Below are 23,913 nucleotides of genomic sequence, written 5' to 3'. Positions count from 1 at the left end.
TTTGAATTAGAAGTGTCAACAAAACTACAACACTTTAACACCACAACACTTCTTACGAACCATAAAAATATTAGAATTTAACATACTGATAATCAATTTTTTAAATCTATTTCAAAAACTTTTTTCGCAAATAATCATGCATAATGTGAAACAATCTTGTCATTAGATTACATAACAAAAACATTTTGATATGAACCCTAGCAATACCATTAATCTTTGTCAAAATCTTGCTCTACCCTTAACCTCAATGACAATGAAAAACTACTGTTTACCCTTTATCGTCCTGATTGCTTTATTAAGCAGTTGTACCCCCGCCCGCCAAGTCGCCGAATCAAGCCCTGCGAAAAAGAGTACTCCCCTTTTTCAAACCTGGGTTGATCCTAATGAAGATGTTTCAGAAGAGAAAGAAGTTGTAGCTGAAAGTACTCCTTCTGAAGTGAAACCCGCAGCGAAAGAAGAAAGTCTGGATGATGCGTATGCCCGTTTTAGAAAAGACAATCCTGCGAAAGTAAGAGAAGCTCAAGCAGCTCCACTTCCTGTTCAAGTAGAAGAAACAAAAGTCGCTGCCAAAGAAACTTACAGAGTCGCAGCCCCTCAGCCCTTGCCTAACAAAACAGAAACCAAAGCAGAAGTAATCCGCCTGTACGTAGATTCAGATCGCCCTATCGTAGTAGATGTAATCAGAGGAAAACCGGAAAACATGCCTGCAAAGGAAACTTTCTCCAGTAAAAAGAAAGTAGAAAGTCCAGCCATCGATCCGGAGGTTTTGAAAACAGCTCCTTATGTAAAGAAAGAAGAAGCGCCTAAAGAAAATGCCGATGATTTTATGATGGCTCTGATGGAAGATGAATTGGAAATTGCCAAAGAAGACCTCAAAGCGACCCGTTCTTCTGAAGCTCAAATTGAAATCCCTCAGCCCGCTCCTAAAAAAGACAGTCGTTATGTTGAAGTATATCTTTCAGGTACCCAGAGTATCAAAATTGATGAGGAACGCCTGAGACAATGGGAAAAGAAGATCGTAGATGCCCGCATGGGAATCGAGTCTCCTACACGCCTCCCCAGATGGTTACTACAGGGACTTGAGTGGGTAACGAATGCTTCTAAAGAAGAACCCATGCGCAGCCAAACAATAATGCCCCTGTATCGTGAGCTGGAATTTAGAGGACACCTGGACGATGTTAACCTCAATCAAATGACTCCTGTCCAGGTCGTGCGTAAGATCAGAATCCTGGTCGATGAACTAAAAGCCTCTGACGGACAACTCAGCATGCGATAAGCATTTCGGACAAGATATTTCCTTTACCCCTACAAATTTTCTTGTCCCGCCTTTCGACACAAACATCATCCCAACTTTCCCTAACGATGAAAAATTTAGCCCTTGTTTTATTGGCTATGCTCTCCTTCATGCCTGATTTTTCGGCCCAGGATATGAGCATTACCGATTTAAAAGCTCCCATCATTGAGCCTGCAAAAGAAAGCACTCATCCTCAGTGGAAAAAGGCCTACTTCGCCAAACTGAGAAAAGTATCCCCCAGAGTTTCCTACGGTATAGGAAGTTTCGAGTCCAGCATGAGGTACAAAGTGCCTGATTTACAAACCGCTTTGGTAGGCGCTGCGAATGATCTGGACAACAAATATCGCTGGATTCCCTGGAATCAAATAGAGCTTCAACCTACGGACCCCTACCGCACAAAGACCTTGAAGAAAAGCGGGAACTTTTACTTCACAGGTGGGATCAATCTTCCGGTATTCTTCTTAGATATTGAAGCAGGTGTAGGAAGATTTAGCGAGCCCTTGCTGACTGTCAAAGAGATTTTCCCCTTAGGAGAAACGGTGAGCAAAGAAGGATTTGGCGATCTTCTGTTAAAGCGAGTAACAACTCCCAGCAAAAGAGGAACCCTCAATATGAGGCTGGGAATTGAACTGGAAAGGGTTTTGCCAGATCACCTTTTACCCAGATTAGAATACGGCCCTTTTGCCCTGGGTATAGATGCAGGAGCTTATTACCTCCTGGGAGCAGATTTCTCTTATCGAGTGGGATTTGAAGTAGTAGGGGAGGAGGCATACGAAAAGATTCAGAATGTCTTTGATCCGATCCCCCTGGTTCCAAATAATATCAAAGAAGAAGCTATAACTGCTCTTTTGGGACATATTGAATCGCGAATTCCTGCCTATCCCTGGGCACCTGCTTTTCAGGGATATGGACTCAAAGGACAAGTTTACCTGGACATTGGTAAAGGCCTTCGCATCGCAGGAACCTACACCCACGAAAAAGCCTTCGGCCTTAAACTCAAAGGCGAATGGCTCAGCCCCGGCCCACAGATCTGGAGAAACTTCTTCACCATCGGCATAGAGTCAAAGCGTTAACATTCATTTTTCAAAAAAGCGCGTTGGAGATGGAACGGCTACTAGCGGACGGATAGAAGCGCTGGCCTGGGTTTAGCTGTTCCGACTTTTTGCCCCACTTTTTGAGAGAAAAAGTGGGAAAGAGAAACCTTTATTTCATCCCTAACAAATCGACTAATAACATGAAACGATCAATTTTTACCCTACTAATAGCAACTTTAGCCCTTTCGCTCTCGGCTCAAATCAATGACATCGAAGTCCGCATAGGCGGAGACCTCTGGAGAGTCGCCTATACCAACTCTGTCTCGCAAATCAACTGTGGATTGTGTCCACAACTCATTGGAGAAATTCCTGATGCACAGAATATCATCTTTGGTCTGCAGGATTCTGTTTCAAGCACAGCTTATGTAAAGGGAGGAGCCAATTTCTCTATCGGAGCTTCTTTCATCATCCCTGCTTTGCATGGAGAATTGCAAATCGGTCCATCTATGCGACAATTGAGTAAGCAAGCAGACCGCATTGGTCGCTATGCAAACAGAAATATAAGCCTCTTTGTAGGACTCAATCCCATGGAGTTTAGCGAGTTTGCGGGCAAGTATTATTTAGGGGAAAATCAACAGCTTTTCCTTGACTTTTCAGACATCGGCGTCTATGCCCAATTCAGCTATGATGGAGGTTTCGAAGAATTTGTACGCTCGACCAATAATATCGCTCTTTTGCTACGTGCTCAACCGACACTTTGGCTGAGCAGCGAGCGCAAAGTGGGCGTCTATGTGAGAGGAGGTGCCAGAACCTGGCTCATGGGTAATACCAATGTGGATGGACCCTTTCTCGCCCCCAATGGACTCCCTAAAAAAGTAAGACCCAAAGCCGACTGGTTTGTAGGCATGGGCATAAAGATTCGCGCCTTTTAAATAATGCTTATAAGCCGGGATCTTTTCATGATCCAAGGAAAAGACTCCCGGCCTTTCTCTTTCTTTCCATCACATTTATATCCGCTTTCCCTAACACCCTATCCTGATGCGTATTTCAGCGATATACCTCCTGCTATGTCTTAGCTTTTGCTCGACCCTCAGCGCCCAATTCAGTCGTACAGATACCTTGGTTTGTGGTGATACCCTGATCGCTGCTTTCGACCCCTCTCAAAGCAATCAATTGACAGACTCTTTTTATGTCTGGGTCGGAAATTGCCCCTCAAGGATTCGCTTTGACTTCTCCACCGCCAGTGTACCTGATGCTGCTGATATATTTTACCTGGATTTACAAGGCAATCGCCAATTTGCGGGAAGTGTGCCTTATTTTGGAGGGAATTGTACGGGAGGAAACCATTTTAGCGATCCCAGTCGCTATCCACCAGGTACGGCCCTCATGCCCCAGCATTGTTTGCCGGGATTCGTAGAACTCTATGGAGCAGGTATCCCCCTTGAAGACTCGATCCGTCAAAGAAGTCAGCTTCCTCCAGATTTTAAACTAGGCGGAGGATACTGGGAAAGTGCTCGTTTGCATCTGGATATTCCTGATCAGATTGTCGCTTTGTTGTTCGTGGTAAAGTTCAATCCCAGTGAATCGACCGTTTTACGAGCACTTTGGGATTGTACACCGGCCTGTTGTATTACAGCTTTGGGAGATACCGTCTGTGTAGGAGATAGCCTTCACTTGGGAACGCAAGAAGAAGCAATCTCTTACAAATGGAGAGGTCCTCAGGCTTTCAGTTCGACAGAAAGAACGCCCATCATCCCAAATATGAGCAAGGATCAGGAAGGATGGTATGTAGTCGAAGCAGAATATCTATTTGATTGTAAAGGTATAGACTCGGTTTATGTACAGGTAAATGGCCCTCAATTGAGTACCCAACCTCTGGATAGCATTGAAATATGTTTGGGCGGCCGGGTTGACCTTCAGGCAATCGGCCCTGCTAACAATAGCTGGGACCTTAATATGCCCGGAATCCTATCCACAAATGGAAATACACTAACTGTTTCCCCGCAAAGGGAAACCCTATATAAAGTACAAGCGAGTGATGGCCTGGGATGCACTTCTGAAGCATCCGTTAGGGTCATACCGAAAGAATTGGTGCTTGGTTTAATGGGAAAAGCGCCGACCTGCCCCGGATTGAGCGATGGCTCGATCACCGCAATCCCTGTCGGGGGGCAGGTCCCTTTTTCCATCCGTTCGTCGGGATCAAGCTGGCAGCCCGGACTGGAATTGTCCGGACTCACCGAAGGCACTTATGTTGTTGAGGTACAAGATAAGTTGGGATGTATTGCACAAAGTTCATTAGTCGTAGAAGGAGCGGAGCCTGTATCTGCTGCAGTGGGAGTAAATCCTCCTTCCTGCGTAGGTAGTTGTGATGCTGAGATTAGCCTGATCCCTATGGAAGGGCAGGCTCCTTTCTCCTTTTTCCTCGACAATGCTCCTATCGATTCCATCCAGGGAGAACTTTGCGCCCAACTCTATTCCTTGACAGTAGAAGATGATAGAGGATGTAGCTGGAATGAAATTATAGAAATCGAAAATCCTTCGCCTTTTGAAATTGACTTAGGCAGAGACCGAAAAGTCAGGGAAGGGAATTCTTTAAGCCTAAAACTTGATGGCTCTGAAAGATTGGCTAATATCCAATGGCCGGGACATTGTGAAGATAATTGTGGCGAGGAAATAGAATTGAAATTGGACAGTAGCCAGTGGGTATCGGTAATAGCTGAGAATCTCTGGGGCTGTCAGGCAGTTGATTCTGTTTTTGTTCGAGTAAAGAAAAAAGCAGAATGCGTCGAAGGCATATATGCGCCTACAGCCTTTAGCCCAAATGGAGATGGTCTCAATGAATACTTTACCCTATACGCTGACAGTGAAGAAACAGATGTAGTTCAAATCTCTCAGCTCGTCATATTCAATAAATGGGGCAATGTCGTCTGGTCAAAATCCAGCATGCCTTTCAATGCTGCTCATCTCGGTTGGAACGGCTATGCGAAAGGGGAAAAACTCCAGGAAGGCAGCTATACCTGGGCCGGGACATTTTTACGAGACGACGGATTGAGTTTTACATGTGGGGGGAGTGTTACCTTGTTAAGGTAAGTGTTAGGGTGTTTGCGTATTAGGATCTTAGTGAAGGTTCTAAAGACAAATCGCTAACACCCTAATACCCAAACACCTCTTATTCTTCCGCCTCCCACACTATCATATCATGCAAACAACCGCCTACCCAGATATTTAGGGCAAAAAGGCGGACAGTCCCGGGATTTAGGTCAATCTCATATCCGGCCAAATAGGGATAATCAGTAGTAGGGTCGCTCAAACTTGTACCATCCAGTTCCAGGGGGATTTGGGTGAACGTATGATTGCTGGAAAGGCTTAGCTCTAGCAGACTCTGCCCTCGCTCCAGTTTGAAATCAAACTGCGTACTGCTCCCCAATTTGTCCCTCATCTCATCCATCGAACAAGCATTCGAAGGACTTAGCTGTCGATGATAAATGGAATCAAGGCTTAGTTTTTCCAACATTTGCGGTAAAGCTTCTGCACTCCCACAATTCGCTTTTAAGGAATCCAGATCTAAATAATAAGGACCAACGTCACAGCCGATGGTGATATAACCACTGTAGTACTGTGATTCAGGCTGTATATCTTCCTCACAAGAAAAGAAGATCGGAAGAATCATTAGGTAGTAAAGGCAGTATTTATACATAAGCAATTGTTTGAGCCATTTTACTATAGAGACGGCTGGAATTAAGAAATGCTGCTTTCACGGATACTAAGATTTATTCTACGCTTCTAAAATCGTTCTTTCGCTTAATGAAAATAATTAATAGGATTAGGTTTTACCCCTAATTTTAAAATCATGAGAACACATAGCTTTTATTTAGCGATCATTCTGCCATTTCTTTTCCTGAGCAAGCTTCAATCGCAAGTATTTGCGGAGACTGAAGGAGGCGCCAGGATTCTTGTATTTGATGATGGAAGCTGGGCTTTTCCCGGGGAAGCAAAACCCGTTTGTGGAGATGGAAGCAGCTACATACCCCAGATATATTCATGGAAAAAGGGAGATATGATTCATTCCCATATTTTTATGGAAGAAAAAGAGATTATTCGGAAGGATAGTATCATAGTTCTGGAAACGGTAATTGATACTTCCGTAAACACTGTCAGAACTACCTATTCCCGAAAAACCCATAGGAAAATCACAAGCTATGAGTATAAATATGAATACGTAACCAAAATTCTGATTGGAACGGAGATTTTTGAATTGTGGGTTCCTGAAAAATATCGGGATGGTATGCGAATAACTTCTGAGGAAGGAAAAATAGTCTCAAAAACAAATAGAGCTATGATGGAATATCGTGGAAATTATACGATCGAAGATGCGAAAACCATCTGTGCGAATGAATTCATGGAAATATTCAGATCCAAAATCAAAAGAAATTAAGGCCATAAAGGCTTCTTTCGCCCATTTAAGCTCTTTTGTCAAAGAATTTTGAAAAAAAATTAAAATAAAGCATGCACTTGTTCAATCTATCTGTCTTTATAGTGAATTCAGACAACTGCAGGGTCTGAAAGTCTAGGAGAACCCGGAACGCATTCCTTCCTTTAGTCAAGAATAAAGAAGAATCCAGTAGCTGGAATGAATGCTCACTTGTAAGAAATGCTTTGAAAGATACAATAAAGCGAAAGATCAACGTTAGATAGAATACGGTACATTTAATGAATTGTCTGTGTTGAAATTTGCAATTACCTTGTTCATTGGAGTAATCCTTGGCTTCATAGACGAGCGTCTAAATGGATATTCTATTGCGCAATTGATCAAACGCTATAAGCAAAAAAAGGAGAATGAAATAGCCATGGAGCTGCTGGGAAGATATAATCAGCAGGACGAACAAACACAGGGCGAAATCATTTCTTCTTTACTTATCCCTCATTGGCAGGACCTCTCCAGGATTATCGCAAGTATGAAAGAGGAACCCCAGGAGGAATTACAAAAACTCTTTTTAAAGCTTCACAAACTCTTCAAGCAAGACAAGTTCCCTAAAAGCAACTGGAAATATTGGCTGGCTAGAATTGTAAAAAATGATCTAATCAACAAAAAGAAGCGTAAAAATCCATTTATCTCTTTGCCAGTCGAAGAACTCACGATCGCCGCACCCGAAACAAACGAAGCAGATCGCATCAACCCAAACAAACTCAAGGAAGCCATTTCAAAGCTCGCAGCTAAACAGAAACAGGTGGTGGAACTCCGCTACCTGAGAAGCGAAGGCAAATTGATGACCTATAAGGAGATCGCCGATCATATGAATTGCAGCGTCGGACAAGTACATGGATATTTAGACAGAGCTAAAGAAAATTTAAGAACTCATTTGAATGGACCCTTTCAACCAAAATGATATCGACCCTTTGCGAAACACTGATTTGATGATAGCCTATCTTCAGGATAGGGCAGGAGAAGAGGATACACAGAAAATCGAGGAATTGATCGAATCAGATGAGCTGTACCGCGAAAGTATGGATGCTTTGGCTGACATGATCGCCGAAGGACCCGAACTCGCCAGGATCCGCATAGCAAACACAGAAGCACACTTTGCCACCGCACTCGAAACCGCTAAAGAAAATTTTGTAAAAGAGATAAGTCAATCTCATAGTAATACAGATGATACCCAAAGCCCCGGCCCCGGCATACCCGGATGGAGCTTTCTGGGAGTGATTATACTCCTTGGGATCATAGGCTGGATCATCCTCTCTTTTCAGGGAGGAGAACTCCACAAAGCACCCGAAACAAATCTTTCAGCACTCACGGACATCCAACATGTAGAGAACTTTGTTACTGCTTGTGGTGATGACGATAAAGGAATAGGTAGTAGAAATGTGATTTCAGTTAATACTGCCATGATGGAGCAATATGCTGCCGAAAACTTCAATACGGCCGCTTCTCAATTGGATGCATTAAGTAGAAATCCATTGCTTGATCAAAATTGCCAAAATCATAGTGTTTTTTATAAAGCCCAGAGTTATCTGGCTTTAGGAAAAAGAGAGCAGGCCAGTCTGATATTTGAAGAACTCCTCAATGGAGAAGGTCTGGATCTGAAATTGAGACATGCCTCCCTTTGGTACCTGGCAAATTTGAAATTGACCGGAAAGCAAAATGATCAGGCGAGAAATCTCTTCAAAAATCTGATCGAATCAAACGAGAAAAATCCTGATCAACATATTGATCAATTACATAATGAAAAGTACCTGATCGATGCTGAAAAGTATCTGAGCTATTTGGACGGATAAGCATTTTTGGAAAGAAAAAGATAGCCCCATTACGGATGAAGTTTGCTGCCCTACTTAAAGTACTCCTTATAGGAGGATGTTTTTGTCTGCTGTTCTCAAGGACTGAGGCAAGATCACCCATCTTCGTGCCTGTTTCACCCAGTGAAGTTTACTGGGAGGGTAGGACCATTTATACCGAAAGCAATCAGGTGAAATTTGATTTCAAGCTGATTCACGATAAGATCAATAGTGTAACGATTCGTAATGAGGCGACCAAAAATGATCGTATCCTGAGCAATAGCTTTGATAGATATGAGGGAACCATCTTCCTTATCGAAGGAATCAATGATCTGAGTATCTGGGCGACTGGAGACAAAGGAAAGTTTAAAAAGCACATCCGGGTATTTTACAATCCCTTTTTGGGGGATACGAGCCGCATAGTTAGAGCAAGTGCTCCCTTATGCAATTTACAATTGTATGGAACCTATCGAATGAGTCCCCAGGCCGGGTCCTCAGATATTATCATTGACCGGGAAGATCGCAAAGCATTCAATATTCGCTTCCGCATGCCCTGTTGTCAGGACAACGAACTCAATGTAAGCATTGAAGATCCTCGCAACCAATTGGTAAATGCAGTGCGGTTGGGAGAAAATCTTTTCGAATTTCCCGCTCGCCTGACTGATTTTGATAATGTATTTACCATTAGATCCCATTGTCAGGGGCAGGCGATTGATGAACGGAGAATCATCGTTCGCGTGAAACAGGAGTTGGAGAGTCGATTGGATACTGCGGTCATTTTCGCCGTAAGTAAGCACAACAAAGACGCAAAGAAATTGGGTTGGGTCGATCTGAAATATTCTATGGATGATGCCCTTGCCCTCCAGTGGACCCTGGAAAATAAATTTGGATTCAAGACTCGTATCATTTCAGATCCCAGCTGGGAAGATATCAATACCAGTATGATGGGTTTGCAAAGAAAAAACTGGGGAGCGCTTGACCAATTATTTGTCTTTTTCTCCGGTCATGGATACAAAGGCAAGGATGGAACAGGATACTTGATTCCCAGCAATCCGGGCAATAGTATAAAGAGTTATTATAAAATGGAGGATATCCGCCAGCAAATAGATGCCATTGCCTGCAACAATATCGTTTTGAGCATCGATGCCTGTTTTGCTTCGACTTTTCTGGAAAGAGGAGCCAAGGATATCCGGGTAAGCCAGAAAAAAGATGTACATAGCCTTTTATCTTCTGATTTACCTTTCCGCTACTTCATAGGATCAGCTCCCTCAAATAGACAGGTAGCAGAAACGGGAGTTACCTTAAAGGATGTAAAATTGGCAGATGGAAAGTATAGATACCAAAGCCGCAAGTTCAAAGTATCCAAATTCATGATGGCCTTTTTAGAAGCCATTCAGTTTGGAGAGGTTAAGTATGATGAAGGACCTATTCCGATCTGGTATATTGGACGAAAGATAGAGGAAATCTACAGACCCAAAGATCTGGTTAATGGTCAGCATATGTACGCCCGTGCTACTCGCTTTGGTTCACAGAATGATAAAGGTTTCCACTTTATCCCGAAAAATAAAAGAGAGATTTACAGATAAGATGAAGGTAATATCCACATATCTCAAAATGGGCTTAGTTTATCAGGGAATACTTTTTCTCCTGATGCTATCGCTGAGCTATGTGGCTATCGCAGGCAATACTTCCTATATCAAAGAGGAAATTCACTGTAAAAAGGTTCTGAAGAATCTTTGGGAAAAGCAGGGGGGACAGGCTATGCCTAATTTACATATTGAGGATATAGCTGTTTTTGGCAAACCTGCCGAGTATGATGTAAAAAGAAAGAGCATCATTCTTGATCCCCGAGCGTATCAGCTTTGTCTCAAGGTTTCTAAAGGAAAAGATGATGCATTGGCCTTTCTTCTGGCTCACGAACTGGTTCATGCTTATCAGCATGCTTCTTTCTCTTATGAGTCTCCGGGTTTCTTTGTGAAGTCAACTTCTCTGAAAAGCTGGGCAGAAAGTCAGAAAAGACGCCGCAAGCAGATGGAAAGCAAAGCGGATATTTGGGGAGCGATTTTGTGCTACCTCGCAGGTTATCGGGTAGAGAATAGTATTCCAATCTTCATAGAAGAACTATACAATGCATTTGAGCTGAACGAAGAAGATCCTTTGTATGATTCAAAAAATGAAAGATTAGCCATTGCAAAACGGGCAAAGGCAGAAGCAAAAAAGGCTTTGGAGGTCTATGATATGGCCATCTACCTTTCCCTCTTACAGCAACATGATAAAGATACTGTCCTCTATCAATACCTGATTAGAGATTTCAGGAGTGCAGAGTTTTACAATAATTTGGGCTTGTCTTATGCTAAATCCGCTTTGCCGATGCTGGATGAGCCTTATCGATCTTATCCCTATCCCTGGGTTTTGGATACAGAATCTCGTCTGGACAAAATCAGTAAAGGACAATTGAGTGCGGAGGAGCTTTTGTTGAAAAGTATTTCGCAGTTCAACAAAGCCATCAGATCCAATCCGGATTATCTCCCAAATCGCATCAATCGCGCATGTGTATTTCATATCCTGAGTGTAAATGCGGGCGCTAACAAAGCCTACTTCCTTCAGCAAGCCAAAGCCGATCTGGAATATGTTCAGCGTAAAAGTACGGGAGTTGCTAAGGAAAGACTGCAAACGAAAAGCAGAGAATTACTCAGTATTCTGAACGGCAATACAAAACCTAAAACCGGCTCTCAAAGGCATAGCATCGAAATACCTGCCTGTAGCTTTATGAGCCTGGATGGTGTGGATATTTCCAAAGCCTATACACTGGATCGCCTCGAACCTGACTGGAAGATCAATCTTTCTTTTGAAGAAGGCATCGAACTCTTTGGCAAAAATCTTCCACAGTCCAAGCTTTTATATTATAAGGCAAAGGGTATGGGCAAAAGCCTGTGTTTTCAGAAAGTAAATCGGAAAATCGGGCATGCACCTTCTGGTATTTATCAGGTCGGCTCCATAATACCTCTGGCTATTCGGCAGAAATTGAGAAGTTCTGTTTCGCCTGTCCAATCAGTCTCCTATCTTATCCAGGACAATCAGGGACTGGTTTATAAAGTGGATACCAAAGGGAAAGTACTGGAATGGGTACTCTATCGGGAAGTTTAATCCATACTTCACAAATCTTTCTTGCATATTCTTCTTTTAGCATACAATTTGGGCTAGCACTCTGGTATAAATTCTGCCTTAGCTAAAGGCCAATACTATTTCCTATAAACACCAACACACCTATACGTTACCCATGATTGATCGTATCGAAAATGAATTCTTGCAAATATCCGTTCTCCAAAAAGGAGTTGAACTTTCCGGAATCAAATCAAAAAAGACGGGTATAGAATATATGTGGCAGGCCAATCCGGATATTTGGGGCAGTCATGCACCTGTACTTTTTCCGATAATTGGTGCTTTAAAAGAGGATAAGTATTCTTTTGAGGGAAAGACCTATACCGGCCTTCCCAAGCATGGATTTATCAGGAGAAATGAGAAAATGAAGCTGGTTGAACAGGAAGGGGAGAGGCTTCGCTATGAACTCAACTACACAGAAGACTCGCTTAAGATTTATCCCTTTAAATTTGGGTTCTCAATAGAATACCGACTGGAAGGCAATAAGATTCATGTGGACCATGAAGTCATCAATCAAGGCCAATCTGAGATGCTTTTTTCACTGGGAGGACATCCGGCCTTTAATTGTCCCTGGAAAGAAGGAGCGGAATATGAAGATTACTTTCTTGAGTTTGAGGAGGAGGAAAATGACCATACCTGGGTCTTGAGCGATCGGGGCCTGATTGATAAACCCGGAGCTCAATTGCTGGATAAGACAAATAAACTGCCTTTACATAAACATCTCTTTGACAAGGATGCCTTGATTTTTAAGAAACTAAAGTCCAGAAGTGTGCATCTGAAAAGCTCAAAACATCCAGAGGTATTGTCTATGCACTTTCCCAATTTTCCTTATCTGGGAATATGGGCCAAACCTCAGGCTCCTTACGTTTGCATAGAACCCTGGATGGGAATTGCAGATAGTGAAGCTAGTAGTGGAAAGCTGGAAGAAAAGGAAGGGATATTGAAATTGGCAGCTCAGGCCAGTTTCGGAGCCAGCTATATCATCGAAATCACAGAATAGAATTGAGCACATGGCCATAAAGCTAGGCCTTATGGCCATTATGCTCACCCATACGTAAGTTCTTCAAGACCAAAGAACTCACAACATCCGTTGTCATCAGATGAAAATATCTATGCTTATGATAAACCTTCTGTCCTTGAAGTAAGCAGCAGCCCCGAAGGGCTACCACTTAGGACATTGTGTTTTCACTTACATTAGTCCCCAAAAAAATGTCGATGTCAACATCAGCCTGAATTTTTTTGGAATTTTTTTCAAAAATCTACTTTGGCGTGATAAATGCAGCATTTTTAGCGTAAATAAACAATTTCACGTAGGGTTAAAGAGTCATTTCGGGTTATGAAGTAAAAGGCATGTTACCTGAAGAGGTTTTTATTGTCTAAAATGGTGCAGAGAAGAACACAATCGTGAGGGATTCCTTTACGATTGAGTACAAATCTTAAAAGCTGATCTTTATATAAATAGATAGGGAAAATTTCAGCGATTGGAGAATTTGGCAAGGATTAAAGTTTGTGGTAAGGAGTAATTCACAAAATTTGCTAATTTTATCTCTGAGGAAGCATCAATGTACCGCTGCTTTTTCGTTATCTATTTAATACCAGTTATTTAAGCATTACTCAAAATTAAAAACAGAGAACAAGCTGTAAACTTTATTTGACTCATTCCTGGCTGACGAACTTCTAATCATGAATTCTATTGAGGCTAAATATACAAGACATCTAAAAGCCCTTTGCCTGTCCATATTCTTATTGGGGAACCTTAGTTTTCCTCCCCAGGCTTTTTCCTTTGATACTCCTGACAAGTTCAAGGAAGTATTACAGGGAAGCGAAGATGAATATTGGGAAAAAACTAAATCCATACATACTGAGGATGCCTATCGAAAATATATCCTTCTGTCAAATCAGGGGAAGTATACGGGCAAATACCTGAGTGATGCGTCCAAAGCCATTCAGGATATATGGGATGATAAAGCCTGGGCAAGAGCCAGTGCGAAAGCTACGATTTCAGCTTATGAAGAATACCTGGCTTCCAATAGTGATGGGAAATATAGAGATGAAGCTCTCAAGAAAGTCGGTACGAAGGTAAAAACCCGATCTGCAAATCCGGGAGTAGGAGTAAAACCTCCGCCACCAAAAGTAGCAGTTAGCAAGCCAAAGCCTGTAAAAAAGTCAGAGGCTGCCAAACCTAAACCAGTAGAATCTGTGGACATTGATTTGTCGCAAATTCCCTTGATATATGAAGATTCTGTTTGGAACAGTACGATAAACTGGGATTCAGAGACTTCTTATAAAAATTACCTGGACCAGTTCCCCCAGGGAAGATATGTGGAAGATGCCTTGCGAAAAATACCCATAGAAGTTTCTTTCGTAAGAAATCAGCAAGGTCAAGGCAGAAGTATTTTCAACCTTTCCTATGCGATAAACCCTGTAATTATTTCGAAAATCAGCCTTCGTTCGGAAAGCGGAAGTAGAGATCGAGCGGCCTTCGAACTGGCAAAAGATATGCTGAAGACAGAGAATCTCCAGGGAGATTCCGTGTATACCTATGCAATCAAAGACATGGGCATCAATGCACGGATGGATATGCCGGAACCTTTGGATGCAAAAGTGGTGATGCTGGCAAATCGCTCAAATGCCTATAAAGTAGAATTTCGGGATGCACTGGGAAGGACGACAGAAATTGCCCTTGATCCCGCTTCTGACGAATTCAAGATAGAATATATCAGTGGTTATGGAACTCGTGAGGACACGCTTTTTTTCAAATTAAGTGGGGGGAAACCAGACTACACCGTTCAGTTTTTTGAACTGGATAGATATGTGGTAAGACATGAAGTAAAATTGAGAAATGATCACGGCAAGATTGATGGCGATTTGTGGTATGTTGATAAGAATCAGGTAGTAGAAATGGCCGAACTCTCAGGAGATTATTATTTGACCCTCTTCGATGCAGGGAGGGCACATAAACTTGAACACAATCGAATCGTACACTTCTCTACAGGCTTTTTTGGAGATATAGAAAACATCGTATTGATCCTGATAATTATTTTGTTCCTGTCGCTTGGGGCCGGTTGGGGATATGTAAAATTAAAAGAAAGACGCCAGCCAAAATTTGAACCGATTAGTTAGGCAAACCGATATTATTGCAGCTGTCATAATTGAATATTCCTTATTTGGAAGTATTTTTGCATTTACTGAAGCATGAGTAAAACGCAATTCTTTTCAATAGGTATTTTCCCGGGGATAGTAAATTTCTAAAAATATTAAATCGACTAGGAAACTTTTCCAGTTGAATTTGTCTAAAGGAAAAGGAATTAGATGAATACCAATAGATATGGCTCCCTTGGAAAATAGCTTTTTACCTTAACCTATGAAACTATATAACACAATCTTGAGCTGTTTCATCCTGATCCTTGGAGTATCAATACTTCAGGCACAGGACCTGATATTCCTGGAAGGGAAGGAAGCGCCTATATCCGGCAAAATTATAGACAAATCGGAGACAAGCCTCGGTCTGGATGGCAAACTGTCTTATCTCAAGGCGGGTGGAAAAAAAGGCAAGCCCATCAAGCTTGAGAAAATTTCCTTTGTCCTGACTGCGGAAAAGAAATTATTTATCGGTCCTTTTGACGCTCCCCGAATTCGGGACTTCTCAAAGGAAGATTATGGAATTATTTTTCTGGATAATGGTAAATCAGTAGCCATCAAAAGCTGGGAAGTGATAGGAGCAGATGGGAAAATAGAATACGAAGATTATTACACCGGTAATTTCAAGGAATTGAAAGAAGGGGGATTCGTCGCTATTTATAGCCCCGATCCCGATCTACGAATTTTCGGAGACCAGAACTTTGCAAAATCGCGCCTAAAGAATGCCTTCCTACCAGAGTTACCAGTTTCTGAACTGGATGCTTTGAGCAATTCCACCCTAGAGCCTCCTGCTGTAGCAGTAGCTAATGGGGACAAAGAAGTAGGCATTGCCGATGATTTTGAGGTAGAAGATGTAACAGAAAAGGCAGACGGTGAAGAAAAAACAAGTCCGAATTTATCAGAGGGAGAAGGACCTGATATGCCGGTGGATATGGACGAGTTTAACGAAAAGGCAAAAGCAAAAGTTGAAAAGTTCGCTTCTTATGTAGAAACGATCCTGGAAGGGGAGGACCGAATGAGAATAAGATCAATTACTGATCAGGCCATGATTCTTTTCGTCAGTGATACCTGCTACATTGAAGTATCCAGTTTAAACCGCGAACAACCAGTCGCATATAAAATAAGACGTTACTTCAACCGACTTAATTATCTCGCAGACAAATACACAAAAATTGAAATCACCAACGGCCAGGTAGTAAAGGTTTCCGATATCAGGAAATACAAAGACAACTGGTATGGTACCGTTACTTATGGACAGAGATTTTCTGGCTATAAAGATGGATTGTTGGTATATACAGATTATACCCAAAAAAATATAAATATCGTCCTCAAAGTATATGAACCCGAGATTGAAGGGGAATCCCAGGCCATTTGGGACGTTTTGCTTTCGAATATCTCTGTAACTGAAACCTCAAAATGAGAAAATGTTTTTTTTCGATCATTTTTCTGTGCTCCATCGCTCAGGCCCAATCCTCTTGGACCTGGGATGATCAAATGTTCGCACTTAATGTATCCCAAATCAATGAATTCATAACTCGATTTAATGGAGAAGCTGGGCCCCATATTGCAGAGATGCAGAAAGGGAAAGATGTGGCTCTCACCCGCAAAGATTTGGTGCTAAGCCTCTTTGATCGCTCGGCTAAAATGGATGCAAAATCTATCCGGGATTTTCTGGAAAAGATCGATGAAAAGGATAACAAAACCTTACTGAGTTTCTATGATGAAGAATGGTTTGCTCGACTGGAATGTAAAATCCTATATAAAGGGAAACCAGAGAGAGTAACCTTGACACTGAAAGTAGAGTCTGAAAAAGATTATTCATCCAAGTGGGTCATTCGGGGAATAGATGCGAGTTTTTTGCGTTTAAATATTACGGAAGATGAGAAGTTATTTCTTCATCCAGCAAGTGAAGGAACAAATTTTGTCAATATAAGAGAATTGTTTTCGGCTGATAAAAGAAGAGTAAAAGGATTTTTGTACCAGAATTTCCATGAAGGTAAACTGGCCCTTTTCCTCAATGAATTGATAGAAGGCAATATTGAATATGAATACATTGATCGGATCACCTACCACTTTCTTCAGGTAGAAAATTGGGCGTTCATGGTGCATAGCGTCAATAGGTCAGATCCCAATTCAGGATGGTTGATCAGTGATATTGTTAGATTGCCGGAACAACTGAAAAGCGAGTATAAAAAATCTATCTTGTACCTGGATTAAGGGTATTATTTATTTTGTAGGGAAAGAAATGCATCTAAGGATTATACAAAAGCTAAGAACACTGAGTCTGCTTATTTTGCTGGCTGGGCAATCTACTTTTGTATTTACGCAAAGTATTGCAGAAGATATTTCCCCTAAACAAGTTCAGAATGCCCAAAGCCAGGCCCGCTTTCTGATCGAATCCTTTGGCGAGTTTCTTCAAATCATTGCTCAGTCAGAAGATGGGGGAGAGGTGAGTTCGATGATTCAGATGGTGGTAGAAGATGGACAATTATCCAAGCGCCTGTTCACAGGCAAGGAGGTGCTAATTGTCAGTGATATTGATCCCCGGGTAGTAGATGAAGAAAGTACAGTAGGGGAGGGCTTTGTAGAAGTAGAAACCTATCTGGCCGATTTCGATGCTTTTTATACCAAGAGCGATCCCAATGGAATAAGCATTGATAATATTCTGGTTTCAGCTGTAAAGCGTTCCAAATTGAGTGGTGATCTCTATTTAAAAGTACGTTTCAATAGTAAATTTGAAGGCCGGCATAAGGATATTCGAAAAGCGTATTCACAAACAAACAGGATGGCCCGGGTAAAGATTGTTGAGGGGGAACAATGGGCCTATTACATAGACCTTATCAGTTTTTTCCCTCAAGGGGATACAACCCGATACTATGAGGTAGAAACCCGGGACCAGATCAAAAGCAGATATAGAAATCAGTTGGCAAGGGCGCAAAGACTGTGGGCGATCTATGACTATGATGCAGCTTTAACAAACTATATCCTCAGCAATCAGATATTCACGGTAGATAGCATTAGAGAAAAGATTGACCTCATCGAAGAAATTATCGACGATAGGGATGACAGAAAATATTATAGCCTGGATGGATACAATCGGAAGATAGGGGATGAACCCAATGACCCGAATCTGTATTACGAAAGAGGCTTGAAGAATCTGGAAGAAAATAAGGTAAAGGCTGCCAGTGATGATTTTCTCATGGCCCTTGAATTGAGCGATCGGCAATATAAACTCGCCTGGATAGCTCTGGCAGATTTGTGGGAAAAAGAAGACGGAATAAATGGAATAGAATACCTCGAACAGGCATTGCTACTTGATCCCGGGGATATTTTTACCTTAAAAAGATTGATCAGTCTTCAGGTAGAATCAGGACTTTGGACAGATGCGAAAAAGAATTTGATGAAGGTCGAGGAATTAGAAAATGATGCGGATATGCTCTTAAAATTGGGAGTAGTCAACCAAAACCTCGATCAGCATAGAGATGCAAGTCTCAATTTTCAAAAACTTATCAAACTAAATCCAGACTTTGCGCTTGCACATTTTGAATTGGGAAGGTCTCACCTCAATCTTTCAGAGTTTGAGCCTTCTATGGAGAGCTTTTTAAAAGCCAATGAGCTGGATGCACTAAACTATCCTAAAAGCAATCTTGCGAATATTTATCTGGATAAGGCCCGGCAGTATCGAGAAGAAGAAAAATCTATTCTAGCTCTTTCAGCAGTTGAGCAGGCCCTGATCCTTTTGCCCAAAATGCCGGAAGCAATCACCTTTAGAAATAGCCTTAATGGGAAAGAAGAAGAAGTACGGGTGAATAGAAGTGAAGAGAGAAAGGAAGGGGACCTCTTTTTCATGGAAGGAAATTACAAGGAAGCTTTGAAGGCGTATAAGATTCTGAAAAAGAAAAAAATCGGATCTGAACAAGAAATTACCCTAAAGATCGCGGAGTGCTATTTGGCGATGGAAGACTATAATCGTGCACTTATTTCGGCAAATGAAATCCTCTTTGTAGATGGATCTGTCACAAAAGCGCAATTATTTAAAGCTAGGGCTCTATCGGGCCAGGGCAATAATAAACCGGCCTTAAATATTCTGGATCGCTTACTGGATCAGAAAAAGGAAGAGCTGGGGGCTTTAAAACTTAAAAGTCGTATTCTTCTTGAGCAAAAAGATTATCTGGCTGCATCCTTAAGTTTAAATCGATTGGAGAGTGTGCTGAATCAAAGAGGAGAACTTCCCTCTTTGGAATTCAGGAAAGTAAAGGCTCAGGTATTTTTGGGACAAGAAAATTATCAGGAAGCACTGGATGAGATTGACGAAGTGCTGCAGGTGGAAAATTTCAATGCGGACTTTCTTTATTTTAAAGCCTTTGCCCTTTATGGTATGGCATCTTATGAGGAAAGTATCACCTTTGCTGAAGCGAGTCTGGAACAGAATGCCGCAAATGAAGAAGCCCTTATTCTCAAGATAAAATCATATATAGAGAAAGGAAGTCCTCAACTGGCCCTTTCCAGCATTGATGAATTGCAAGGGGTAAATAAGGATATTTTTACCCTTGCTTATTATAAGGCTCTCGCAAATTTTAAACTGGGAGACATTAAGTCGGCCAGAAGTTGGGTTGATAGAGCAGTCCGTGCGAAAAGGAATGATTTCCAGGCTCAATTATTGAGTGGACGCATCATGCTGGCGCAGGAACGTTATCTCGATGCTGGCATGGCCCTCAATGCCGCTTATAAGCTGAATCCAGATAATGCAGAAGCTAATTTTGAGCTGGGGAAATACTACCACTACTTTGGAAGTCGCCAGACAGAAGATAAGCGTTTGGAAGACGCTATGCCTTTCTACAACAGAGCCCTTGAACTCGATCCAGAATTATTCAACTCCTTCCCCGAAATTCTGGCAAAAATCAATAAATAGTTTAGGGCCTAATCATTGCAAGCTTGTTGAGCCAGGTTGTGTTTAAATGAGGGCTTTTCCGGTCTTCTTGCTTGATGGGTAATTCCGCATCTTCATTTTTATTCCTTATCCTTAATTTTTCAGCAGGGTAATATCTCCTTTGCAAGGCTTTTGGTTCTCATCATAAATCAGGAGATAATAATAGGTGCCTGAGGGAAGGGGACGATTGTTTTTGTCCTGCCCTGCCCAGTCATTTTGGTAGTTTACTGCACTAAAAACTTCCTGTCCCCAGCGGGTATAGATTTTCAGATCTGCACTAAGGCCTGGCTCGGGATTGATGAGTTGTTCAACGATCCACTGATCATTTTTTCCGTCCTGGTTTGGCGTAATAATATTGTATAGATTATCGCAGGAAAGACTGGGTCTGTTTACCGTCGTATCACAATCCGAGCACTCGGGTTGTTGAAAGCCCTGGGTGAACTTTTTGGAACGACCTCTTCCTGTAGCTGTCATGATCCCTCCAATGGAATAACTTACTTTCAATTTCCCACTGGGAGAAGTATTGCTTTTGCCGGCAGCGCCTACAAATTTTCGCTCCAGTTTCTCTGCCTTTTGCGCCTGAGCTTCCAGACATAAGCCAGAAAGGATAGCCAGTATGAGGATGATTTTTTTCATAAAGCTAAAGAATAAGGTAGATGCCTCCTTCCAGACCACTGCCAAAGACATAGCCGGGATTATTCAGGTAGTGATTATAAATAAAGCTGAATTTCACTTTTTCATAGTAAATACCGGCTTCGGCTCTGAGGGCTTTAGCCGCATCATATCCTACACCTGCCCATACCTGCTTTCCATGATAGGTGCCACTTGCGCGTTTTCCTGCGTTTTCTATGTAAAAGTTAATAGTCAACCCTAAATCATAGTAAAAGGGCAACTGATCAGCCGTACGGACCCATATAGAGGGTTCCAGGTAAACATCATCATCCATGAGGTGAATATATCCACCTAAAACCCCATAATAATGCTTGGATACTACTGCAAGCTGGGTATCAGGTCTTCGAAATACTGTATTGGGCAATGATGCGCCGATGTAAAAAAGGCTGCTACTATAAAAAAGCCCGATACCTGAGTTCATATACCAGCTGCTCTGGTAATTATCTATCACGACATCTGCCTGATCTCGCGCCAGTATATCTCCTCGTCCCAGGGTGTTTTGGGTAAAACGGAAAGAAATCCCTGCATGGATATAGCTATCATTTCCCAAATACTGATGATAGGAGGTATTGAGTCCGGCAGATGTGAAGGAAGTCAGGCCGGTATTGTCATCCATGAAAAATGCACCTCCCCAGAAAAATTTCTCGCCCCTCCGATCTACAGAGAGTCGTTGTGAAATTTTTGCATAACTGGTAAATGGCCCTTCATCCCCAAATCCTGTCCATTGAAGACGACTGCTCACTCCCACAATGGTATTTACATAATCTCTGGATCTCTTCCCGATCTCCAGCTTCGCAGGCACTCCTGTCATAGCCGGATTTATAAAGGCAGCATTATCCCGATTATTCAACATCAAAGGCAGCAATTGGGCATGAAGTCCATGACCCAGGCTCCCAAAACATAAAAGTATGACGATCAGTCTGCGCATAAGTGCTTGTACTTATCTTCTCAGTTCTTTTTTGGTACGAACTACTTTGAAGTTTTCATATCCCTTTCTTACAGCTTTTGCCTCCCAGTCGAACTTATAGTTTCCTTCTCCTTTCAGTAATTCCTGTACCTCAAAGCCATGCACTGTACGTTTCACTACCGCCAGTCCCTTTGAATCTGCGGACCAGGGACTAGTGCTAATCGTTAGACTTGACTCATCTATCATTAATTCAAAGTGTTCAGGAAATTCTATAATCGCTTTCCCGTCAACCAAAGTCGCCGTACCTCTCACATAAGCGGCGGCTTCAGGTCCTTCGATGCTGGCATACCAGATCTCTTTATCTGCTTCTGTGGGGTGTTGAACCCGGAAGTTCTTGACGGTTGCAGCAAGTGTGTCTACTTCTGCGGTGCCATCGAGTTTCATGCTGGCTCCAAAGAAATGTCCTCGTCCACTACCTAGAATTTCTATTCCTGCCTGAAGATCTGCTTCTCCACCGTTTCCATATAAACCGATAAATCCTTTGTTTCCGGCTACACCAGTGCTTGGACCCGTTGATCCCAGCCGTACATTTAGGTTATTTCCTGATCCAAAGAGGTCAATCTGACCTGATTTATCAACAGGATTGAATCCTGCGCGAACCCGAGTAGCCCCAGGAACAAGGTCTGTAGAATCTTTTAACTCTATAACTTCAAATTCTCCCATATGGGCAAAGACTTTACCCTGATCTGTTCCAGCTCTATTAGGATCACTTTCTACTTTCAATCCCGCCTGTAATCGTCCTAGTTCATTATGAACCCCAAAGAATCCATAATTGGGTTTTCCATTTCCAGGATGAGTTATTACTGCGTTTCGATTTCCATTAGGCCCCCGGACATCAAAGAGTCCTTCTCCGGTAAAAGCGGCTCCCAAGAAAATCTTCGAATTTCCGTTGATACTCAGGAGAAATCCTCCATCCAAATGGAGGGAAGCAATAGGGTTCGTTACGCCGATTCCGACATTGCCTGAATTGTTCTTGTGAATACTGCCATTTTGCCCGGCATCCCAGAATCCATTTCCATTTCCTCCAGCTGGTATGGTTACGGTACCTCCTCCATTGCTCAAACTTAGTTGCCGATTGCTATTATTGAAACTGAGGGTTTGAATTTCATTGGTATTGTCCAGGTCTCCGGTATTTTCGATCACATTTCCTGCGATATCAATTCCATTTCCTGCAATATATGCTGCTCCAACGGGTAAGTTTACAGAACCTCCATTTTGTGAAAGACTAAGGGTGTTTCCACTCAAACTCAGCGTTTGTATTTCATTTAAGGGATCTGGATCTGGGTCATTTACCTCATCAATTTTAGGTGTCCAATTGTTTCCATCCCATTTCATAACATGTCCAAGTAAGGCTCCTTGCTGTGCAATGTCCAGGGGAACATTGGTCCCATTTCCACTGATTCTCGGACTGGTATTAATGATGCCTAAGCCCCCACTGACATCATCGTCTGGAGCCCATATGGTACCATTCCATTTTAAAACTTGTCCTACTGTGGCTCCTTGTTGGGCTATATCCAGGTCTGTATTTACTCCATCTCCCTGTATTCTGTCACTTGTATTGACGGAGGCGATTCCAACTGCATCAATTTCGGGCACCCAGTTAATACCGTTCCATTTTAGTACTTCTCCCGAATTTGCTCCTTGCTGGGCAATATCCAGGGGAACATTGGTACCATTACCACTGATTCTTGGACTTGTACTGACATTACCTGTACCTCCAGTCACATCATCCGCCGGAGTCCATGCATTACCGTCCCATTTGAGGACCTGACCCAGATTTGCCCCTTGCTGAGCGAGTTCTAAATCTATATTAGCTCCATTTCCGCTAAATCTGTCGCTGGCACTTACATTGGTTATTCCTTCATCTGTATCCGGTACCCAATTATTTCCATTCCATTTGAGGATTTCTCCATTACCGGCACCCTGCTGGGCGATATCCAGGGGAACATTTGTACCATTACCACTAATTCTTGGACTTGTACTGACATTACCTGTACCTCCAGTCACATCATCCGCCGGAGTCCATGCATTACCGTCCCATTTGAGGACCTGACCCAGATTTGCCCCTTGCTGGGCGAGTTCTAAGTCTACATTAGCTCCATCTCCGCTAAATCTGTCGCTGACACTTACCGTAGTTAATCCCGTTTCATCTGTATCCGGTACCCAATTATTTCCATTCCATTTCAGGATTTCCCCATTACTGGCACCCTGTTGGGCAATATCCAGGGGAAGATTTGTACCATTACCACTGATTCTTGGACTTGTACTGACATTACCCGTACCTCCAGTCACATCATCCGCCGGAGTCCATGCATTACCGTCCCATTTGAGGACCTGGCCCAGATTTGCCCCTTGCTGAGCGAGTTCTAAATCTATATTAGCTCCATTTCCGCTAAATCTGTCGCTGGCACTTACATTGGTTATTCCTTCATCTGTATCC

General features: G+C 42.4%; 18 protein-coding genes. 14 read left to right on the top strand and 4 right to left on the bottom strand.

Annotated features, from left to right (window positions below; genetic code table 11):
• Positions 1 to 253 precede the first annotated feature (253 nt).
• The 4 genes from R8P61_34220 (at position 254) to R8P61_34205 (ending at position 5,418) form a co-directional block, all read left to right on the top strand.
• Positions 254 to 1,276, top strand: a complete 1,023-nt coding sequence (locus tag R8P61_34220; protein MDW3652182.1) for a hypothetical protein — start codon at positions 254 to 256, stop codon at positions 1,274 to 1,276.
• Positions 1,277 to 1,362: 86 nt separating this feature from the next.
• Positions 1,363 to 2,367: a hypothetical protein gene (locus tag R8P61_34215; protein MDW3652181.1), complete on the top strand. Its 1,005-nt coding sequence runs from the start codon at positions 1,363 to 1,365 to the stop codon at positions 2,365 to 2,367.
• Between the two features lie 161 nt (positions 2,368 to 2,528).
• Positions 2,529 to 3,260, top strand: coding sequence for a hypothetical protein (locus R8P61_34210; protein ID MDW3652180.1), 732 nt, complete (start codon positions 2,529 to 2,531; stop codon positions 3,258 to 3,260).
• Between the two features lie 106 nt (positions 3,261 to 3,366).
• Positions 3,367 to 5,418 carry a gliding motility-associated C-terminal domain-containing protein gene (locus R8P61_34205; GenBank protein ID MDW3652179.1) on the top strand — a complete coding sequence of 684 codons (2,052 nt, stop codon included), beginning with the start codon at positions 3,367 to 3,369 and terminating at the stop codon, positions 5,416 to 5,418.
• Positions 5,419 to 5,497: 79 nt separating this feature from the next.
• Here R8P61_34205 and R8P61_34200 read toward each other — a convergent pair whose 3' ends face one another.
• Positions 5,498 to 6,025 (bottom strand): hypothetical protein, encoded by a 528-nt coding sequence (locus R8P61_34200; GenBank protein ID MDW3652178.1) that lies wholly within the window; start codon positions 6,023 to 6,025, stop codon positions 5,498 to 5,500.
• Between the two features lie 153 nt (positions 6,026 to 6,178).
• On the opposite strand from R8P61_34200, the gene R8P61_34195 reads away from it, so the two are divergent.
• The 10 genes from R8P61_34195 to R8P61_34150 all read left to right on the top strand — a co-directional run bounded on the left by R8P61_34195 (position 6,179) and on the right by R8P61_34150 (position 19,816).
• Positions 6,179 to 6,763, top strand: coding sequence for a hypothetical protein (locus R8P61_34195; GenBank protein MDW3652177.1), 585 nt, complete (start codon positions 6,179 to 6,181; stop codon positions 6,761 to 6,763).
• Between the two features lie 286 nt (positions 6,764 to 7,049).
• Positions 7,050 to 7,715, top strand: coding sequence for a sigma-70 family RNA polymerase sigma factor (locus R8P61_34190; protein MDW3652176.1), 666 nt, complete (start codon positions 7,050 to 7,052; stop codon positions 7,713 to 7,715).
• Positions 7,693 to 8,604, top strand: a complete 912-nt coding sequence (locus tag R8P61_34185; GenBank protein MDW3652175.1) for a hypothetical protein — start codon at positions 7,693 to 7,695, stop codon at positions 8,602 to 8,604. Before R8P61_34190 ends, R8P61_34185 begins: the two co-directional genes overlap by 23 nt.
• A 35-nt stretch (positions 8,605 to 8,639) precedes the next feature.
• A complete protein-coding gene (locus tag R8P61_34180; protein ID MDW3652174.1) occupies positions 8,640 to 10,187 on the top strand; it encodes a caspase family protein in 1,548 nt (515 codons plus the stop codon).
• Between the two features lies 1 nt (position 10,188).
• Positions 10,189 to 11,748 (top strand): hypothetical protein, encoded by a 1,560-nt coding sequence (locus R8P61_34175; protein MDW3652173.1) that lies wholly within the window; start codon positions 10,189 to 10,191, stop codon positions 11,746 to 11,748.
• Positions 11,749 to 11,881: 133 nt separating this feature from the next.
• Positions 11,882 to 12,763 carry an aldose 1-epimerase family protein gene (locus tag R8P61_34170; protein ID MDW3652172.1) on the top strand — a complete coding sequence of 294 codons (882 nt, stop codon included), beginning with the start codon at positions 11,882 to 11,884 and terminating at the stop codon, positions 12,761 to 12,763.
• A gap of 683 nt (positions 12,764 to 13,446) precedes the next feature.
• Positions 13,447 to 14,886: a hypothetical protein gene (locus tag R8P61_34165; protein ID MDW3652171.1), complete on the top strand. Its 1,440-nt coding sequence runs from the start codon at positions 13,447 to 13,449 to the stop codon at positions 14,884 to 14,886.
• 241 nt (positions 14,887 to 15,127) lie between these two features.
• Positions 15,128 to 16,324, top strand: coding sequence for a hypothetical protein (locus R8P61_34160; protein ID MDW3652170.1), 1,197 nt, complete (start codon positions 15,128 to 15,130; stop codon positions 16,322 to 16,324).
• A complete protein-coding gene (locus tag R8P61_34155) occupies positions 16,321 to 17,121 on the top strand; it encodes a hypothetical protein (GenBank protein ID MDW3652169.1) in 801 nt (266 codons plus the stop codon). Before R8P61_34160 ends, R8P61_34155 begins: the two co-directional genes overlap by 4 nt.
• A 28-nt stretch (positions 17,122 to 17,149) precedes the next feature.
• Positions 17,150 to 19,816, top strand: coding sequence for a tetratricopeptide repeat protein (locus R8P61_34150; protein MDW3652168.1), 2,667 nt, complete (start codon positions 17,150 to 17,152; stop codon positions 19,814 to 19,816).
• Positions 19,817 to 19,927: 111 nt separating this feature from the next.
• Here the strand turns inward: R8P61_34150 and R8P61_34145 are convergent, their stop codons facing one another.
• From R8P61_34145 to R8P61_34135, 3 genes are all read right to left on the bottom strand, one after another.
• Complete coding sequence (locus tag R8P61_34145; protein MDW3652167.1) at positions 19,928 to 20,470, bottom strand: gliding motility-associated C-terminal domain-containing protein; 543 nt, start codon at positions 20,468 to 20,470, stop codon at positions 19,928 to 19,930.
• Positions 20,471 to 20,474: 4 nt separating this feature from the next.
• On the bottom strand, positions 20,475 to 21,434 hold the full coding sequence (locus R8P61_34140) for a PorP/SprF family type IX secretion system membrane protein (protein ID MDW3652166.1): 960 nt from the start codon (positions 21,432 to 21,434) through the stop codon (positions 20,475 to 20,477).
• Between the two features lie 12 nt (positions 21,435 to 21,446).
• Positions 21,447 to 23,913: hypothetical protein (locus R8P61_34135; protein MDW3652165.1), on the bottom strand; the 2,467-nt coding region annotated here is incomplete at its 5' end.

Source organism: Bacteroidia bacterium (assembly GCA_033391075.1).
GTDB lineage: Bacteria > Bacteroidota > Bacteroidia > J057 > J057 > JAWPMV01.
This window is presented reverse-complemented; position numbering and strand designations above follow the sequence as displayed.

Excerpts from the sequence above, each read along its gene's own strand:
- R8P61_34140 (MDW3652166.1), bottom strand. The coding sequence starts at position 21,434 with ATGCGCAGACTGATCGTCATACTTTTATGTTTTGGGAGCCTGGGTCAT.
- R8P61_34185 (MDW3652175.1), top strand. The coding sequence starts at position 7,693 with ATGGACCCTTTCAACCAAAATGATATCGACCCTTTGCGAAACACTGAT.
- R8P61_34220 (MDW3652182.1), top strand. The coding sequence starts at position 254 with ATGAAAAACTACTGTTTACCCTTTATCGTCCTGATTGCTTTATTAAGC.
- R8P61_34215 (MDW3652181.1), top strand. The coding sequence starts at position 1,363 with ATGAAAAATTTAGCCCTTGTTTTATTGGCTATGCTCTCCTTCATGCCT.
- R8P61_34160 (MDW3652170.1), top strand. The coding sequence starts at position 15,128 with ATGAAACTATATAACACAATCTTGAGCTGTTTCATCCTGATCCTTGGA.
- R8P61_34180 (MDW3652174.1), top strand. The coding sequence starts at position 8,640 with ATGAAGTTTGCTGCCCTACTTAAAGTACTCCTTATAGGAGGATGTTTT.
- R8P61_34165 (MDW3652171.1), top strand. The coding sequence starts at position 13,447 with ATGAATTCTATTGAGGCTAAATATACAAGACATCTAAAAGCCCTTTGC.
- R8P61_34145 (MDW3652167.1), bottom strand. The coding sequence starts at position 20,470 with ATGAAAAAAATCATCCTCATACTGGCTATCCTTTCTGGCTTATGTCTG.
- R8P61_34205 (MDW3652179.1), top strand. The coding sequence starts at position 3,367 with ATGCGTATTTCAGCGATATACCTCCTGCTATGTCTTAGCTTTTGCTCG.
- R8P61_34200 (MDW3652178.1), bottom strand. The coding sequence starts at position 6,025 with ATGTATAAATACTGCCTTTACTACCTAATGATTCTTCCGATCTTCTTT.
- R8P61_34155 (MDW3652169.1), top strand. The coding sequence starts at position 16,321 with ATGAGAAAATGTTTTTTTTCGATCATTTTTCTGTGCTCCATCGCTCAG.
- R8P61_34195 (MDW3652177.1), top strand. The coding sequence starts at position 6,179 with ATGAGAACACATAGCTTTTATTTAGCGATCATTCTGCCATTTCTTTTC.
- R8P61_34150 (MDW3652168.1), top strand. The coding sequence starts at position 17,150 with ATGCATCTAAGGATTATACAAAAGCTAAGAACACTGAGTCTGCTTATT.
- R8P61_34175 (MDW3652173.1), top strand. The coding sequence starts at position 10,189 with ATGAAGGTAATATCCACATATCTCAAAATGGGCTTAGTTTATCAGGGA.
- R8P61_34210 (MDW3652180.1), top strand. The coding sequence starts at position 2,529 with ATGAAACGATCAATTTTTACCCTACTAATAGCAACTTTAGCCCTTTCG.
- R8P61_34170 (MDW3652172.1), top strand. The coding sequence starts at position 11,882 with ATGATTGATCGTATCGAAAATGAATTCTTGCAAATATCCGTTCTCCAA.